Annotated in this window: 14 protein-coding genes; 4 read left to right on the forward strand and 10 right to left on the reverse strand. The window is 44.5% G+C overall.

Annotation, left to right across the window (positions count from 1 at the left end; genetic code table 11):
- Positions 1-9: 9 nt before the first annotated feature.
- The 5 genes from NWE95_01020 to NWE95_01040 all read right to left on the reverse strand — a co-directional run bounded on the left by NWE95_01020 (position 10) and on the right by NWE95_01040 (position 9,311).
- Positions 10-306 carry a 50S ribosomal protein L21e gene (locus tag NWE95_01020; protein MCW4002483.1) on the reverse strand — a complete coding sequence of 99 codons (297 nt, stop codon included), beginning with the start codon at positions 304-306 and terminating at the stop codon, positions 10-12.
- Positions 303-1,655: a tRNA pseudouridine(54/55) synthase Pus10 gene (locus NWE95_01025; protein MCW4002484.1), complete on the reverse strand. Its 1,353-nt coding sequence runs from the start codon at positions 1,653-1,655 to the stop codon at positions 303-305. The genes NWE95_01020 and NWE95_01025 overlap by 4 nt, the downstream gene beginning before the upstream one ends.
- Before the next feature lie 9 nt (positions 1,656-1,664).
- Positions 1,665-3,005 (reverse strand): signal recognition particle protein Srp54, encoded by a 1,341-nt coding sequence (locus tag NWE95_01030; protein ID MCW4002485.1) that lies wholly within the window; start codon positions 3,003-3,005, stop codon positions 1,665-1,667.
- A gap of 740 nt (positions 3,006-3,745) precedes the next feature.
- Positions 3,746-6,310, reverse strand: a complete 2,565-nt coding sequence (locus NWE95_01035; protein MCW4002486.1) for a PQQ-binding-like beta-propeller repeat protein — start codon at positions 6,308-6,310, stop codon at positions 3,746-3,748.
- Positions 6,311-6,758: 448 nt separating this feature from the next.
- A complete protein-coding gene (locus NWE95_01040) occupies positions 6,759-9,311 on the reverse strand; it encodes a PQQ-binding-like beta-propeller repeat protein (GenBank protein ID MCW4002487.1) in 2,553 nt (850 codons plus the stop codon).
- Positions 9,312-9,703: 392 nt separating this feature from the next.
- Here NWE95_01040 and NWE95_01045 point away from each other — a divergent pair, with 392 nt between their 5' ends.
- Positions 9,704-10,237, forward strand: coding sequence for a hypothetical protein (locus NWE95_01045; protein MCW4002488.1), 534 nt, complete (start codon positions 9,704-9,706; stop codon positions 10,235-10,237).
- Positions 10,234-10,509, forward strand: coding sequence for a winged helix-turn-helix domain-containing protein (locus NWE95_01050; protein MCW4002489.1), 276 nt, complete (start codon positions 10,234-10,236; stop codon positions 10,507-10,509). The genes NWE95_01045 and NWE95_01050 overlap by 4 nt, the downstream gene beginning before the upstream one ends.
- 76 nt (positions 10,510-10,585) lie before the next feature.
- On the opposite strand, the gene NWE95_01055 is transcribed toward NWE95_01050, so the two are convergent.
- From NWE95_01055 to NWE95_01070, 4 genes are all read right to left on the reverse strand, one after another.
- Positions 10,586-10,978, reverse strand: a complete 393-nt coding sequence (locus NWE95_01055) for a translation initiation factor IF-5A (GenBank protein ID MCW4002490.1) — start codon at positions 10,976-10,978, stop codon at positions 10,586-10,588.
- A gap of 265 nt (positions 10,979-11,243) precedes the next feature.
- Positions 11,244-11,813, reverse strand: a complete 570-nt coding sequence (locus NWE95_01060; protein MCW4002491.1) for an SDR family oxidoreductase — start codon at positions 11,811-11,813, stop codon at positions 11,244-11,246.
- Positions 11,814-11,851: 38 nt separating this feature from the next.
- Positions 11,852-11,986 (reverse strand): SDR family NAD(P)-dependent oxidoreductase, encoded by a 135-nt coding sequence (locus tag NWE95_01065; GenBank protein ID MCW4002492.1) that lies wholly within the window; start codon positions 11,984-11,986, stop codon positions 11,852-11,854.
- 162 nt (positions 11,987-12,148) lie between these two features.
- Positions 12,149-12,778, reverse strand: a complete 630-nt coding sequence (locus NWE95_01070; GenBank protein MCW4002493.1) for a DUF4082 domain-containing protein — start codon at positions 12,776-12,778, stop codon at positions 12,149-12,151.
- 417 nt (positions 12,779-13,195) lie between these two features.
- Here NWE95_01070 and NWE95_01075 point away from each other — a divergent pair, with 417 nt between their 5' ends.
- Together NWE95_01075 and NWE95_01080 are read left to right on the forward strand one after the other, a co-directional pair.
- Complete coding sequence (locus NWE95_01075; protein ID MCW4002494.1) at positions 13,196-14,035, forward strand: NAD(+)/NADH kinase; 840 nt, start codon at positions 13,196-13,198, stop codon at positions 14,033-14,035.
- Positions 14,032-14,577, forward strand: coding sequence for a hypothetical protein (locus NWE95_01080; GenBank protein MCW4002495.1), 546 nt, complete (start codon positions 14,032-14,034; stop codon positions 14,575-14,577). The genes NWE95_01075 and NWE95_01080 overlap by 4 nt, the downstream gene beginning before the upstream one ends.
- 15 nt (positions 14,578-14,592) lie before the next feature.
- On the opposite strand, the gene NWE95_01085 is transcribed toward NWE95_01080, so the two are convergent.
- Positions 14,593-16,413, reverse strand: coding sequence for a DUF2070 family protein (locus NWE95_01085; protein MCW4002496.1), 1,821 nt, complete (start codon positions 16,411-16,413; stop codon positions 14,593-14,595).
- Positions 16,414-16,639 lie beyond the last annotated feature (226 nt).

Consider the following 16,639-nt stretch of genomic DNA (forward strand, 5'->3'; position numbering starts at 1 on the left):
CTTTTTACCTCAACTACCCGTATATGGCTCTAAATGCTCTGAACGAACGATTATCTCTTTAACAGCCTCACCTTGAGGAACACGGACTACGTATCCGCGGCCACGCTTTTCAACTATGGTGCCTATTTTACCGTGGAATCGTTTGTGGGGCATACTCTTCTGCACGCTAGAATCCATCTTTATAATCACTTGAGAGCCAGAAGCATAATCTTGAAGTAACTTGCCAATCTGTGGTTTACCCTTAGCACGAGTCGGTTTCCTAAGTAGACTGCGCGTTCCCGAGTAATATCCTTTTGAACCTTTCATCCAATTTCACCTTTTCCATTATCCATTATTACGTTTAGAACGTCAAGCTTAAGCGTCTTCGCTGGGTTTCCAAGCAAATCCGAAACGTTAGGTACTGTACGTCCTTCATCTCCAGACACCAATTCTTTAACGTAGAGCCCCCCTTGACAACGAATTTCCAGTAAGGCTCTCTTAAGCGACACCTTCTTAACTTTAACCTTATATATGTACTTTTCTCGCATTAAATCCGCCCTTCGATGCATAACACGCAAAGGCGTCTGCTGTTTAATACATGAACCTGAAAGCTTTTCCTCTATCATGCGTAAGTCCTCATCTGACACTTCCTTCTCAAACTCTGCCAATAACTGATACTCCTTCTGCGCCCCCTCACCCCTTTTGAGGCGCCTAACAACGTCCTTCGTAGCAAAATGCAGACCCGAAACCTCAACCGTGCCAACAGCACCCGCATTAACCAGCGTTTCTATCTGCTTTAAATCTATAAATCGCTTCTTGGGTTTTGAAACCTCAATAACAAAAGGTCGCCCATTTCCAAGCATCCGAGCGTCTATGTCTTCTCTTCCTGAAGCATGAAAGAAAGTGGTTTCACCTTGAGCAGTTTCAAGTAACGGTTTAGATACCCATTCTTCCACTGATTCAGGGTACATTTTGCCTGTTCCACCGCATTTCTTGCAACCCCTACCGCGGCAACTTGAACAGAACCATTTCGACTGAGGGATATCTCGCACGAGTTTACGATATTTACCAGCAACAAAAAGAGGGTTAACCTGCAAGCGAATCTGCTCTGAGAAGGGGTTAAAGACTACAACAATGTCGGGTTTTAAGTAATCAGCGTCTTTGCCAGTGAGCTTGCCAAGTGCTTTGCCCAATAACCGTCCGAATTCATGCCTGATACTCTCGCCATAAGCAATGTTATTCGTTGCCTTAAACTCGTCTTCCCGCTCCTCAACCTCTGTGGGCAACTCAATCCCAACAAGGTACGTAGTAAACTCATAACCCTCAATAATACCCAGAGCTTTTTTTGCTAAACTGTGAACAAGCTCAAATTTGCCATCACAAAGAACACACTGTTTTTCTGAGTCTTTTTTTAGCACTCGTTTTTTGAGGTGTTTTAGGGTTTCTTGGGCTTCTCTTGAAAAACCGTTAGATGCCAAAACTTTGAGCCGCTTTACGCCTTCAAGGTTCTTTTCTGCGACAAGGTCGTTTGCTTGCAGGGTTAAGCTGACTTTAAGCGCTTGACCTCGAACATTGTTCTCCATGCTGTAGCCCAGTAGAGCGAATTGTCTGCCTAAGCAGTGGTCGCACAGGGGATATTTGCTGAGCAACTCGTAGGCTTTTTCTAAAACATTCATAACTTGAGCCTACTTGAAACCTGCGGGCAGCCCTTTGCCGCCAAGCCCGAAAGGCAACTTTTTCTTGCGCTTAAACATTTTAAGCATTTTTCGCATCATAACGTACTGCTTTAAGAGTTCTTTGACATCCTTTTCAGTTGTTCCTGAGCCGCGCGCGACACGTCTTGCCCGTGAAGCATTGAAAATTTTGGGGTTCTCTCTTTCCTGCGGTGTCATTGACTGGATAATCACGCGCCACTTGTCTAAACGCCCTTCTGCAGTGTTAAGCATGTCTTCGGGCAGGTCATAGGACATCCCAGGCAACATTTTGAGAACTTTGCTAAAGGGACCCATGTTTTTGACGGCGCTGAACTGGTCATACATGTCGGTTAATGTGAATTTGCCACTGAGAATTTCCTTGGCTTTCTTCTGCGGGACCTTGATTTCAGCATCATGCACCTTTTCGAGAAGTGTTTCTAAGTCGCCCATACCTAAGAGGCGCCCGACAAAACGTGAGGGAACAAACGGTTCCACATCTTCGATTTTTTCGCCTGTACCGATGAATTTGATTGGTGCTCCTGTAGCTGCAACCGCGGAGAGTGCGCCACCCCCTCTTGAGGAGCCGTCAAGTTTTGTGACGATTATGGCACCGATTGGGGTTGCCTCATGGAAAGTCTTAGCTTGAATTAGGGCTTGCTGTCCGATGGTGCCGTCTATGACCATTATGACTTCGTCAGGTTTGATGTGTTTTTCAAGGTCTTTCATTTCCTTGATCAGGTCTTTTTCTTCTTTGTGGCGGCCTGCCGTGTCAACGATGATTAAGTCCTTGTCGGCGAATTGTTTTAGCCCTTCCTTAACGACTTTTACGGGGTCTTTGGCTTTCACGTCACCGTAAACTGGAATGTTAATCCTGTTGGCGAGCTGTTGGAGTTGGGCAAAGGCGCCTGGGCGATATGTGTCGGCGCAAATCACGGCTGGTTTTAAGCCTCGTTTCTGGAAGTAGCGTGCCAGTTTTGCGGCGTGGGTTGTTTTTCCTGAGCCTTGGATTCCGACGAGCATTATGATTTTCTTTTTGCCTGGCTCCATTTTGAGTGGCACAGGCTTGTCACCTACGAAGCGGGTTAATTCTTCGTAGACTACTTTTATGACGTGTTCGCGTCTTGAGATGCCGGGTGGTACTTTTTCTTTTAGGGCGCGTTCTTCTATGCGTTTTGAGATTTCTAGAACTAGTTGTACGTTTACGTCTGCTTGGAGTAGTGCTCGCTGGATGTCTCGGACTAGTTCCTTCACTGTTTCTTCGTCTATGACGGAGGCTTTGAAAACCTTCTTTATTGCGTTGTATAGTGAGGAGCCTAATTTGTCGACAGCCATCAGAGTTCTCCAGCCTTAAATGATTCGTTAATTCTTTTAGATAAAGATTACAGTTGAAAGCCTAAGAATAAGCCTAATTTTTGGTGGTTTGGGCGGGGTTGTTGTTTATTGGAAGTGCAATTTAGGTCTTTTGTTGTTTTTTCGCTTTTTTTCGGTTTTTTGAAGCCTCAGTTTCCCCATTTTAAGAGTTCTTCACAATTCAGACGGCTCTTCATGCATCATTGGCTTCATCAACAATTAGGTTGGGAGCTAGAACATAAATGTTAAAGGGTTTGTGTGTGGCTCGGTATGTTTGTTTTTTTTTCTTATAATAGTTGTTGAAAAAAGGTTGCTTAGCACAACAACAATCAGTGGATTGTTCAAGGGGTTGCTTTCTTGTATGTGGGGTTGTTTTGGGTTGCTGGCTGTTGTGAAGTTGCCACAAGCAATGGGTGCCGTTAAGAAGCCTAGAAATAATTGTGATTTTTTCTATAGCCTTTAGGATAATTAGCGACAAGCTGATTTGCAAGATGATTGCTAGCTCATCTTTGGCTTATATAACTTGCCTTATGCTTGTGGAGGCAAGGTTAGGGTTTGCTGAGGCTCTGGTCCAAACTTTCAGGAGAATAGAAAAATGTTACAGCCACGACGTATTGGGCAATCAAGCCGTGGAAATATAAACCAGAGCCTACTCAGCCCCAACTTGCTTGTGTTGTTTGAACTAAAAAAGGGAGGAATGATGGATTTCATTTTTACCATCTTTATGGTCGTTTTCTGAGCATTAAGATGATCAACAGCCCTATGACTATTATTGCAACGAATAAGCCTGCGATTGCTGGTAGGAAGTATAAGTCAGCCATTGATTGTTCCACTATGGGTTGTGGTGTAGCGGTAGCAGCTGCTTCGTCTACTGCAAAGTAAGTCTGTGCAGAAGAGCCATAGTATGAATTTGAACCTGCGAAGGCTGCGATAACCGTGTATTTACCAGGGATGTCGGGAGTCCATTGGATGCCATAGGTTCCGCTTGAGTCGCTAAGGGTATTTCCTATAACGCGGTAGTTACCGTTTGCGTCGATGACAGCGATTGAAATTTCAACGCCAGTTGCGTCTGTTGGTTTTTCCTTATGCATGTAGACGTATTCCATCCATGCACCTTGGCTCTTGTCAGAAACGCATGGTACACCGTTGGGGAAACGTGCCGCTTGCTCTTTTTGAGTTGTGCCTGCAGCGATGTCAGTGATGGTTCCTCTGATTACTACGCTTTGACCTTGAGTTACTGCCGCTGGCGGTGCTTCTACAGTGAGTTTGCTTGCACCTTTGCCGACGCAGTAGACTTGCATGTCATAGATGTTTAGGTAAGCAAAGTATCCGTCTGCAATAACGTCCGTCATGCCGACATACATGCCTGAGCCCATTCCTGTGAGAGCCCAGATTTCTTCGCCTGTGGTTGCGTTTATGCATCTGTATTTTGCGCCTTTGTAGAGCGGTTGGTCTGGCGAGTGTTCTGTGACTCCAACGTAAACTTTACCGTCAGCAATGACGTCCACGAAGATTGGGTAGTGACCATAGACTGTGTCTAAGCCTGCGTAAGTACTGTTACCTTCTCCACCATTTCCGTATGACCATTTAAGTTTCCCCGTTGCGTCGTCATAGCAGTAGAGTATGCCGTCGTATCCTGCAGCGTAGAAATTACCATAAGCACTGAGTGAATCTCGTCTTAGTGTATCCCATTCCACTACAGGTGTTTCTGCAGTCCATAGGTGATTTCCATTTTGGAGACTAAAGCCATTGAGTTCTAGGGTTTCTTTGTCTTCAGTGACGAATGTTCCTGCGATTGCATCAACCGCTACGATTACTCGTGTCACATTGTTTGGTGCTGGTGCATAGTATTTGCTCCACAGAGTGGTTCCTCTTGAATTGGCGTTAAGATTTATTGCTGTTATGTTTGCGCCATATCCTTGAGTTCTTGGTCCAGTTCCTAAGCTTCCTTGGACGAGGAGTAATCGGTCATCGACCAGAACATCTCTGTAGATACTCCAACCTGTTCCAGCAAGCGATGGCAAGGATACGTTCCAGTCGTACATGCGAGAATCAGTCGCATTGAATGTTCCTGGATACCAGTTGCCTGCTCCTATTTGTCCAGCTGTTAGTTGATGTATTTTTGAGAAGTTCCATTGTGATAGATACCATTTAGGACTTGCTGTAGTTCCTAGGTTTGCTAGAGTGTATATCAAATATTCGCCTCTTGGGCCTGCTGCTGATGCGCCAGTTGACATTGATGCGGCTAAGGTGCCAGTGGCTGTACCGGAGGGAATGTTGGTTACGTTCATTGTTGTCAATACACCTGTTCGAGCGTCATATGCTTTCCAAACTGTACCGAGACCTGTATAGGATGTGGTTGTTGCGATTAGTAGACCGTTGGGTAGAACGCCATGTTGGTTACCGTCATGGAAGGAGTATAAGTAGCCGAAGGAGGGCACAAGAGATACGCCTGTTGCTGAGGCATTGATGCGCCATAGCTCTTTGCCTGTTTGCAGGTCAACTGCAATATAAGCTCCTCCGCCGCCCGAGTTGCCGTATGGTTCTTGATAATAGAGGGTTCCATGCATGATGATAGCGTTAGAGAACCGCGTATTGTATGAACTGCCTGTATAGTATCCTTCACCTATGTTTCCAGTTGAAGTCCCGCCGACAACGCCTCCGAACTGAAGCTCTTTAGTCCACATAACGTGTGCTGTTTCTGGTGCTGACCCGTCTTTTTGATACCTGCCGTAACCTGCACCACCAGTAGCACTAGCGCCGCTGCGGATGTAGGGGCCGTTAAGCCAGTTGGAGGATATTGTGTACCAGTCGCTGTTTCCACCGTCTATGGGTCTTGACCAGAATTCAGTTGGAAGAGCGCCGCCGCCTGTTGTGGGGGGAACTTGCTCGTCTTGCACAGTGAGTTTAGTTACTGCTTGGGCAGGAAGGTAAGTATCGTTTTGGAAGTCACCGCTCCAAGTATGTACTTGCCCAGGATAGTTGAAGGTGAGGATATATTCGCCTACTGCGTCAGGGGTAAACGAGTATGATTGTACTCCAGTGGTATCTTGTGTAGCAGCCCACGTTTGAGTTTCGTTTTTCCCGTCTGGTTGGGTAATAGTCAACGTATATCCATGTCGGCGAATGTCGTTAGTTACCAGCGCGCCTGATAAAGGCGTGTCAACCCACATGTAAACGTACACTGTCTGCCCGACGCCTACAGGATTCGGAGCAGCAGTTACATAAGCGTATGAGACGATTTTCCATGCAGGCGTGTGCGCGCTAGCATTTGATAGAGTCATCATAGGAATAGCTATTGATAGCATAAGTAGTAATGTAACAATAGAGAGAGTTTTTTTCGATAGATTATTTTGCATATTCAATTTGTTTTTCTTTCTCCTTTTTTTGGTGGCTTATTAGTCGGGTATAAAGTGCTAATAAGCCTCGCTCACCTATCGTGAGGAGCTAAAAAAGTGCTAAATTACAACCCCACACGTAGGGCTAAACAGAAGGCTAATTAAAACAAATTTAAAATGCGCACCAAAATTTTGCTTCAGAAAATACTTCGTTATAAGCATCAGGAAAAACATCTAAATGGGTTTACTGAAGCCTCTAGGTACCAACTGATTTAGGAGAATTACTGAAAAATGTAGCACCATAATGCAACATGACAAACTAGGCTTACTCAGCCCGTTGCAAAACCAAGACTTAAACTAAAAAAGGAGGGAAAGATTGGGTTTCAAAGCTTTCGCCTTATGGCCGTTTCTTAAGTAGCAACAGCGTCGGTATTGCCCCTACCAATATGATTGCGGCAATTACGCCGATTACAGCGGGAACAAAGTACACGTCAGCCATGGATTGGGGTGTTTCTGTTGGCGCAACAGTAGGTGTCGCTTCGGAAACGACAACTGCGGTTTCTGCGTAGGAGCCGTAGTAGCCCTCTGTGCCAGCAAACGTAGCGGTTACCGTGTATTTGCCAGGGACATTAGGTGTCGTCCAAACCAAGCTGTATAATCCGCTGGCGTCACTTGTTGCGGTGCCAAGGACGATATAGTTGCCGTTGGGGTCAATTGCGCTGATTAGTACTTCAACACCTTTTGTGTCTGTTGGCTTTGGTTTTTGCATGTACACGTACTCCATCCATTCGCCCATGCTTTCGTCAGAAACACAGGGTACACCGTTAGGGAAGCGCGCGGACTGTTCAGACTGCTTGGTGCCTGCAGCGATGTCAATTACCTTGCCCTGTACGATTATGCTCTCACCTGCTGTTATCTGGGTTAATGGTGCCTGCACTGTAGTAGCACTTGGTCCTTTACCGATGCTGTATATCTGCATGTCATAGTGATTGGTGTATACGTAGTACCCTTCTGCAAGGGCATAGCCCTCACGTCTATGATGCCCGCCCCACGAGAGCAATGTCCATAATTCTTCGCCAGTCTCAGCGTCAACGCATCGTGCCTTTGCACCCTTGTAGAGTGGAGTATTCGGTGAGTGCTCGCCAGTTTCCAAGTAGACTTTGCCGTCAGCGATTGTTGTTATGAAGATAGGATAATTGCCCCAAGCTGTTTCAAGACCCGAGTTAGTGCTGTTGCCTTTGCCGCCGTTTCCGTAAGTCCATAGCAAGTTTCCTGTTGCTGTGTCGTAGCAGTAGAGTACGCCGCCAAAGCCCGAGTAGTAAAGTTTGCCGTAAGCCGTGTTAAAGCCAATACTGCCCAAATAGTTGTAGAAGTCAAAGTCAGAAGCGTTTTCTGGGTGGCTTATTTTCCATAGTTGATTACCAGTGTCTAGGTCGAAGCCTGTGAACGCCATCGTGTCTTTGTCGTAGGCTATGAACACGCGATTAACTTCATCTATCGTCTTCAATGCAAAACTTCTGGTTACATTGCCCTCTGGTGGATTGTAGGTTTTCATCCAAAGCAACTGCCCTCGTGATGATTCTTTTAGACTTATCGCCCACATCGTGTAAGGCGCTTGACTAGTCATCGAAGGCAAAGTGTTGTTGTAGCCAAGCAGTACATCGCCAAAAATGGCTCCAACGACCGTTGCTGAGGCCATTCCTACGCGCCAAGGTATTGAAACGTTCCAGTCATAGCGATCTGCGGTGCCGCCATCATTGGTTGCAGAGATTGTTGGTGTTGAAAGTGTCGTAGTCATGTTCCAAAGTCTAGACGAGTTCCATTGTAGCAAACGCCAGTTAGGGCTTTGGGCTGTTCCTGCATTAGAGATGACATATCGGAGGTGTTCTCCTTTTGGACCAAGAACTGCAGTACCTGTGGGAACGTTAGTGACGTTGAACAAGGGGTCTCCTGTACGTGCATCGAACGCTCGGGCAAAGTTGGCCGTGAAAAGTAATCCCTCGTAGAAAACACCGTGCTGATTTGGTACGTCTACGTCGTAATAGTAACCAAATGATAGGCTGGGCAAATCTGTTCTTCTCCACAGTTCTTCCCCTGTTCGTAAGTCAACGCATACTGTCGGTCCACCTGTACCTGTGAGCCCCAATGGTTCTTGATAGTATAGCCTGCCGTACATGATTATAGGGTTACCCATCCTTCGATTGTAGGTTAGTCCAGTATAGAACATGTTGCCTTCAATGCCGACGTTGCTACCGCCCACAACTCCTCCGTTTTGGATTGGCTTGCTCCACATGACGTGGGAGGTGCTGGGTCCTACGCCGTCTTCTGCGGACCTGAATTTTCCGTCAACCAGTTGGGGTGAACCTGTCCCTAGCCAGTGTGATGAAACTATGTACCAGTTTGAGTTTTGTCCTTCTATGGGGCGTGTCCAGTACTCTGTTGGAAGTGCATATGGTGCAAGTTGAGAGATTGGCTCTTCTTGTACTGTCAGGGTTGTTGTTTTGCTGCTGGGCAGGTAGGTGTCGCCTTGGTAGGCTCCACTCCAAGTATATACTTGTCCTGGGAAGCTGAAGTTGAGAGTATATGTTCCTGTTTGGTCGGGCGTGTATAAGGTGTATGCAGATGAAGTCGTGTCCCATACGACGCTCCAGGTTACTGTTTCTGTGGCGCCATTTGGTTTTGTTATTGTGAGTTTGTAGTCATGGAACCTAATATCGTTGGCTTCGGATGCACCTGAAATGACGTCTCCAAGCCAAACAACGATTGTTGCTTGTTGGCTGACGCCTATAGGGTTTGGTGAGACGTGAATGAAGGCGTAAGTCGGGATTTCCCATGCAGGGGTGTGCGCACTAGCAGTTGGCAATGCCATCAGTGGGATAGCCATGGATATCATTAAAAGCAATGTGATTATGCAGCATATTTTCTTTGAATTTTGTTTTTCTATATTCATTTTTATTCCCCTTAAACTCAATCAAGTTAACGAAAATGGTTATAAGACTCACTCACCTATCGTGAGACTAAAAATGTTGAATCAGATACAACATTTGATTAATTCCAGCGAACTCTTGTGACATGGTCCTGGCAAGGCGCCCCAAGGTAATGCTTAAAAAACATACTCACCTATCGTGAGTGTAAAATATTAGTAATATAGGATACATGGTTAAGAAAAAAGCATAAAAGTAGTGAATTTAAACGATGGATCCATACGCTTTCCAAACCTTCCGAATTATCTATGAAATTACTTCAGCAATCTTATACTTCATTCTTCTAAGATTCATGATTAAACCATATCAACTCACTAGGGAAACCCGATATCTTGGGTTGCCGCTCGGCTTTGGATTTTTGGGGGCAACAAGCGCCCTAGCTGCCTTTGTATTTTACCAACCATATATTTTTGGCAAAGGAACAATATATCTTCAACTCGTTCTAAGAACGTTCGCGTTTATCTTTCTAATTACAACCTATTATTTTTCAAGAAAAAATACAAACAATAGAAGTTTGTGGAATGCTACTTTAGCCATATTAATAATCGCATTTCTAACGTTGTTTCTACTCGTTACAATTCCTGATATTGCTTTACCTAACTATCAAGTTACCAGTATTTGCACCAGAGTTATCAACCTAATATTAATTTTATATATTTTTGCCCATACACTTAGAACCCACATCAAAGCGCCTGACCCAGACACAATATGGACGCCGTTAGGGTTTTTCCTTCTCGCGGTTAGTCAATATTTGTTAATAGTTTGGGCTCTCGACGAGAGTTATGCTGCGTTTTTTGGAGCTTTGGCTATTCGCTGGGCTGGTTTGGCCATATTTCTAGCAGTCTCCATTCGATCCTTCTACTGTGCCAGAAAAAAGGAGGTTGATAAATGAAACAAATTGCGCGCAGAGACCGATTGAAAATTTATGGAGACCTTTTGTCAATATTCTACGCGCAAAAAGAAGAAAAGATTGTTTTAACACGAATACAAGTACAGATGAAAGTTCCTTTTGATAGGTTGAAAACTTACATCTCAGAGCTAATTTACTTAGGGTTGATTCAAGATGAAGTTTCGTTTAAGTTGACAGAAAAGGGTAAGCAGTACCTTGTTGAGTACGAAAGAGTTCTTGATTTTATGAAGCGTATGGGTATAGCTTACAAGTAGCATGATGAAAACAGAACGGGTAAATAGCAGATAATTGGGATTAAAAGGTATTGAAGAAAGCAAAAAGACAGTTTGTTTATTTTGCTCGTACAATTTTGACTTTGCCAAGTATCTTCCAATATTCGATTTCTGCGCCTGCAGTTAGTTTAGCTTTGAGGTCTTCTTCATCTGGGAACGGCGCGTCCAAGTACTCGTAGGTTTCTAAATCCATTATTTGCACGCCGTTCGGGTTCAAGGCAAAGATTTGTCCTGGTCGTTTGTCGATTATTGGAATTTCTGCGCTTGCGTCGACTGGTTTTACGAATTGCCTTTTTTGGTTGTCGAATATTCCGATGGCTACTATTCTTGCTTTGGCGGCTCCGTGTTTGCCTGGTTTAGATTTTGCAATATCCACGATGCGGCATGGTTCGCCGTCAATCATCATGTAGCCGCCAACGCGTAAACTTCCAACATCTACTGGTCTGCTCATTTTTCGCGCGCCACTGCTTGTTTTGTTTTCAATGCAATTTCTAAGCTTCATCCATATATAGCTTAAGGTAATTGTTGGCTTATGTTGTGTATGTTTTGTGGGTGTTTTTAGTTAATATTGTTGAGTGGAAGTTTCTTGCGTATTCTTGGTACAACATCACCTATGGTGTATGATTATTTTGGGCTTTGTGCTGGTTCTGGACGGTTCGCAAGCAGGTACATTTAGAGCAAGGTTTGATTTGGGTTTTTTTAGAAGCGGGCTTTGTTTATTGGAGCGTGTATCCGCCGTCTGAGATGAGGCATTGCCCCGTGATGAAGCTTGATTGGTCGCTGGCGAGAAAAACAACCAAGTTTGCGATGTCTAAAGGCGTGCCCATTCTCCCCATCGAGATGCCTTTGATGACTTGCTGGTATAACTCTGAGCCGACGGGTAAAGCGCCGACATCTATTGGTCCTGGTGCCACAGCGTTCACGTTGATGCCATATTGCGCCATTTCAAGCGCCAAAGACTTAGTGAAGCCAGCCACTGCGGCTTTACTTGCAGAATAATGCACCAAGTTCTGGAACCCTACAATTGCACCTGCGATTGAAACGATGTTTACTATTTTGCAATATTTCTGTTGCACCATTTTTGGCAGGACTGCTTTGGTGCAGTGGAAAACGCCGTTTAGATTAACTTGTATAACGTGGTTCCATTCTTCCCGCGTCATTTCTAAAAAGGGCTTCTGCGGGTAAATTCCAGCGTTATTAACAAGAATGTCGATGCGCTCATGTTTTCTGATTATCTGTTCTTCGATATTTTGCGCCTGCTCTGGATCAGTCACGCCACACTTAATGGAAAAGGACTTTGCTCCAAGAGAATCTATTGCCTTACCTACCTCAAAAATGTCGTCAGAACATCCGTCACAACCACTTCGGCACCGTTTCGTGCAAGAGCTAAAGCAATTTCTCTACCGATGCCTTTCCCAGCACCTGTAACTATAGCGATTTTTCCTTTTAGATTAGACAACAATATCACTCCAAAATTAGCACTTAACCTATGCCTTCTTTTCTATAAGAAGGTTGTTTGTACTTATATTGCAACCAACAATCAAAAAAATCGGCAAAAGAATGCTGGAAGGGATATTTCTGTTTTGAAAGGGTAATATAGATTAAGGCTTTACTGTCAGCATTATGTATCTATTTTGGGTCGTTTTCGGAAGTACTGTATGCTGATTGCCACTGCAATAGACGATAGTAAAATCATAACTCCGATGTTAAAGCCCTCTGGAATTGGTTCAGGTGGTGGTGTACTGGCATAAGTGACGCGCATGTGTTGTGTAAAAGGTCTTGTGCCGGTAGGGGTGCCGAATGGATTTGGAAATGAACCGTAAGTCTGCTCAATGTATACATGAGCCCCATTTGGATCGCGATAAGTGTCGACGTTGTCGTCGTCGTTATTGAAGCAAAGCCAATAGGTGGTTCCAGCGGTAACTGATACTGGAGTGTTAAGCGTGAGGTTGTTCCATCCTGCGACAGCGGCGGTTGAGTTGCTGTAAGCCAAGAGGGCTCCTGGGCTGCCAGATGAATCTGCGTAGATGGCACTCATTATGTTTCCTGCAGGCGTGGCAACATTCACACTAACTTTGGTGATTGTGCCCCAATAACCTGCTGTAATGTTAGAAGCCCTCGCATAATTACCCCTCACCCCGTTACCGAGAGAGTCCATGCCTGTAGTTGATGCGTTTCCAATTTCCTGAATTACTTCTGTTTGGGCAAAACCTGGCGAAATGCACATGAAACCTATTACCAGAGTTGCCAAAACAAAAGCAACCACCATTTTCATTTTCAGATTAACAGTCTCATTTCGACCGGGGGATTTTGTTAACAAATGTAAATTTACCCTCACTCTGAATATATATAAATTCATAGATAAGCAAAGATATATAAATTTTTTCGTTGTCTCTTAATTCTGTGTGTTTTAGTTGTGAATGGTAATTTTTAAGAGGTTTTTTGTCTTGATTGAACATCAAGCTAACAATTTTCTAACTCGTTAAAGCGTGGTCGAAGTCGAATCAATAACTCGCTTCTACTGCCTTTTGATGTCGCTTCTCAAAGAAAGCCTAACTTAGTTGGCGCCTTGAAGCGAAAAAAGGGGAAAGATACGGGAAATGGAGAAGTCGCCATTGAAAGGGTTAATATAGACTAAGGTAACGCTATTTAACTGAACGGTGAGCGCGTGTTTAAAAGTGTCGGCATAGTTGCCCGCTACGACAAAAAACAAGCATTAAAGCTCACAGAGGAGCTTGCGGATTACCTAAAAAGCAAAGGGTTAGAAGTTCACATAGAAGACACGCTGTCAGGCAAAATTAAAACTGAGTACGATTTTGTTCCGCTCTCAAAAATGAAAGCAGACTTTGTAGTATCTATGGGCGGAGACGGCACAATACTACGTACAAGCATCACTCTGCCTAAGCCTGAACCGCCGATTTTAGGAATCAACATGGGTGTTAGGGGTTTCTTAACAGAGGTAGAGCCGAAAAATGCCTGCGAAGCCGTGGAGCGAATCCTCAAAGGCGAGTACAAGATAGAAAAAAGCGCTAAACTCGCTGTTTCAGCAGGCGGCGAAGCTTTACCTGATGCCCTCAACGAGGTGGTGATTTCTGCGGGGGAACCTTCTAAAATTCTTTATTCGCAGATATGCAAGGATGGAAAGCCTATTCTAAAGTGCCAAGCAGACGGCTTAATCGTGGCGACCCAAACAGGCTCAACAGGCTACAATCTTTCGGCAGGAGGCCCAGTTTTAGACCGCAATGTGGATGCTTTTGTTTTAACGCCGATTTGCTCATTAACCGTGTTTCACTCACTTGTTTTTCCAGCGAACTCGAAAATAACCTTCAATGTAATCCGTCCGAAAAACATGTTGGTTTTGATTGATGGGAACTACCGCAAACTGCTAGACACAAAAGACCCCGTGCTAGAAGTCACAAGGTCCAAGAACGTGACATCCTTCATCCGTTTTGAAACCGATTTCTACGATAGGCTACGCAACAGGTTGCTCTTTAAGGGAACAGAATGAAAAGCCCAATAAACAACCAGCACAGAAAAATTGTTGTTTTAGATACTTCCGCTTTTTTAGCCGGGTTTGACCCTTTCTCTCTCGGCGAAGAGCAAGTAACCGTGCCAGAGGTTGAAGAGGAGATTAAAAGAAACACGCTGATAAAAACACGTTTCAAAACAGCCGTGGAAAGCGGCAGGCTAAGGGTTAAAGCGCCTTCTGAAGAGTTTGTAACCCAAGCTAAAGTTTATGCTTGTAATGTTGGCGACTCGTTTAAGCTGTCTCAAGCGGATATGCAGCTGTTAGCTTTAGCGTTAGAGCTGAAAAAGCAGGGGTATTCTCCACAGCTTGTTACTGACGATTATTCTATCCAGAACGTTGCCAAGCAGATGGGCATAGAATTTGTTGCTCTCGCTACCTTCGGCATCAAACGCCTTTTAGAGTGGATAAGATACTGCCCCGCTTGCCACCGCAAGTACCCAGTAGACTGTACATTTAAAGAATGCCAAATATGCGGTACCGAACTCAAAAGAAAACCAAGTAGACCGCAAAAACCAAGGTAAACAAGCCGTTTTCCCTTAGAAAAAGGCTAAAAGCAACACCAAAAGCAACCCTTCCACCCCAAAGACGGGAACTATAATTTGTTTTGCCTTTTGAATTGCTTTGTCAACCAGCAGGGACAATGATTGTAAGCGTTCTTCCCCGATAACTCTGACTTGGGGCACAACCAGTTGCAGAAAGCCAGCCTTGGAAGCTTCAAGGTTTGCCTGCGCTTTCTTCGCGGTTTCAGTAATGTGGCGAATCAAAATGTCGTGATCCATGACTTCGCCGACAGTGTGATAACCACGCCTTCCAGTAACTAAGGCGCTGACCGCATGAGTATCGGTGGTAAAAACTTCACTCTCATCAAACCCTTGGGAGGCTAAAGCGATAATAATTTTCTCACGCAAGTTGGGAACCACGTTGTTACCGTCAATTACTACGTAGGCGGTTTTCTGCTTTTCCACTTGAACAACTATTACTGTGATTCCGCCTGTTCCCATGCCCTGCTTTAGAGTAAATTCCTCAGGAAAAGTCGTGGCGGCACCAACCAAGAAGGGTTTCCGCTCCAAGGTTATCGCTTTTTGTAGGCATTTAGAAGCAGCAATCTGCAGTGCATCAACATGTTTTTGGGTGTCAATTTCATTGTCGTTGAGACTGTTATGGGAATTAATTATCAGGGCGTTTTTTAAGCCGTATTTTTTTGCTTCTTCGCTGACGACGTGGCCCAACTCTTGAGGCAAATCTTCAGTTGTTTTAGGAGCAAGGGTAAAAGAGAGGAGAGCAGTATCGCCAAAGATTTGGCAGGAAGCAGTAGCGACGCCCTCAGTAGCTTTTACAAAAGAGGTAGCTACGCCTTCTGAGGCCTCAAACTTTGCAGAAGCGATTATGTTTGAAATTATTTTGTGATTCTGCGCTTGAGAAGTTAAATCGAGTTCGTGCCCAAGAATACCTAACGGGGTGCAGGTTTCACAGCCAAATTCTTTTTCAAAGTCTTGTTTGAGAAGCGAAGGAAGGAGACTGCTTCCGATGTTTTTGAAAGGTCCTGGATGAACGGATGGAACTATAATTGCGGCTTTTGGTTTAGCAGAGTCAAACTTTAGAAGCGATACTTCGATGTCTACGTCTTGCCCCAGGCTTTCAAGAAAACCTTCCAGAGGCGCGTTGTCGCCAGTCAGCCAGTTTAGCAGGAAAGCTCGAAACATGGGCAACGTTGGCAGGGAATAAGTTTGTCTGCCTAAACGGTCTATGACAAAGAGGAAAGAGTATACCGCAGCAAAAGCGATAATTGGCGAAACAACCAGAAAAGGAAAGACTTGCAGCAGTAACGCGCTTGAGATGCCAGTCCAAAACGCAAGAAAAGCTATGACGCTGAGAACTGGCTGAAGTAAGGTTGATACTAACTGTCGCCAAAAAGAGGAAAAAGAGGTCGCTACCAGAACCATAAACCTTAGTGTCACAACTGTGGCATATCCTAAAAGGGATAGCTTGACCCACCATGTCCAATCAAACGCAAAGCCTAGAGCAACACCGATTAGTATAAAAAATACCCAAAAAATCCAGCAAAACATTGATAGTGCAATAGTGCGCCGCAACAAAAAAACAGGGTCTTTTCTTAGAACAATTCTGCTTACCACTAAATCAGCCGCAAAGGTCAAAACAAAGAGGGAAAAACCAAGTGCCAAACTACTGAGTAATCCGATTGCGGGGAAAAAGGCAAAAGTGGAAAGGCCAATTACACCAATGCAGATTACTGCGATTGCCAGAAGGGATTTTTTGGCTGATGGAAGAAAGAACATGGAAGAGTAGTGTTTTTTCGCACTATCCATTGAGGCATTAAGTGAATTTTCAGTCGCCATCGCTATGCTTCCATCCCAAGGTCGGTTCTTAAGGAAGTGGAAGGGCTTATTAATATTTAGCGAGTTTCCTATCTTAGGACCAGCCAAGAAAAACAGATTTTTCTATACCAAACCTTAACTACAGGAAAGTTTTAACATAAATCTGTTAAAAAAATGGAGGATAAAAGAGCAATCTGCCCCGAAAGAAACCCAATTCAACATTGTTCTCGAGGCGAATGGTTTTAAC

This window comes from Candidatus Bathyarchaeota archaeon, assembly GCA_026014725.1.
GTDB lineage: Archaea > Thermoproteota > Bathyarchaeia > Bathyarchaeales > Bathycorpusculaceae > Bathycorpusculum.

Bases quoted from the DNA above. Each gene is read 5' to 3' on its own strand.
- NWE95_01020 (MCW4002483.1), bottom strand. From the start codon at position 306: ATGAAAGGTTCAAAAGGATATTACTCGGGAACGCGCAGTCTACTTAGG.
- NWE95_01025 (MCW4002484.1), bottom strand. From the start codon at position 1,655: ATGAATGTTTTAGAAAAAGCCTACGAGTTGCTCAGCAAATATCCCCTG.
- NWE95_01030 (MCW4002485.1), bottom strand. From the start codon at position 3,005: ATGGCTGTCGACAAATTAGGCTCCTCACTATACAACGCAATAAAGAAG.
- NWE95_01035 (MCW4002486.1), bottom strand. From the start codon at position 6,310: ATGATGACTCTATCAAATGCTAGCGCGCACACGCCTGCATGGAAAATC.
- NWE95_01040 (MCW4002487.1), bottom strand. From the start codon at position 9,311: ATGAATATAGAAAAACAAAATTCAAAGAAAATATGCTGCATAATCACA.
- NWE95_01050 (MCW4002489.1), top strand. From the start codon at position 10,234: ATGAAACAAATTGCGCGCAGAGACCGATTGAAAATTTATGGAGACCTT.
- NWE95_01055 (MCW4002490.1), bottom strand. From the start codon at position 10,978: ATGAGCAGACCAGTAGATGTTGGAAGTTTACGCGTTGGCGGCTACATG.
- NWE95_01080 (MCW4002495.1), top strand. From the start codon at position 14,032: ATGAAAAGCCCAATAAACAACCAGCACAGAAAAATTGTTGTTTTAGAT.
- NWE95_01085 (MCW4002496.1), bottom strand. From the start codon at position 16,413: ATGGCGACTGAAAATTCACTTAATGCCTCAATGGATAGTGCGAAAAAA.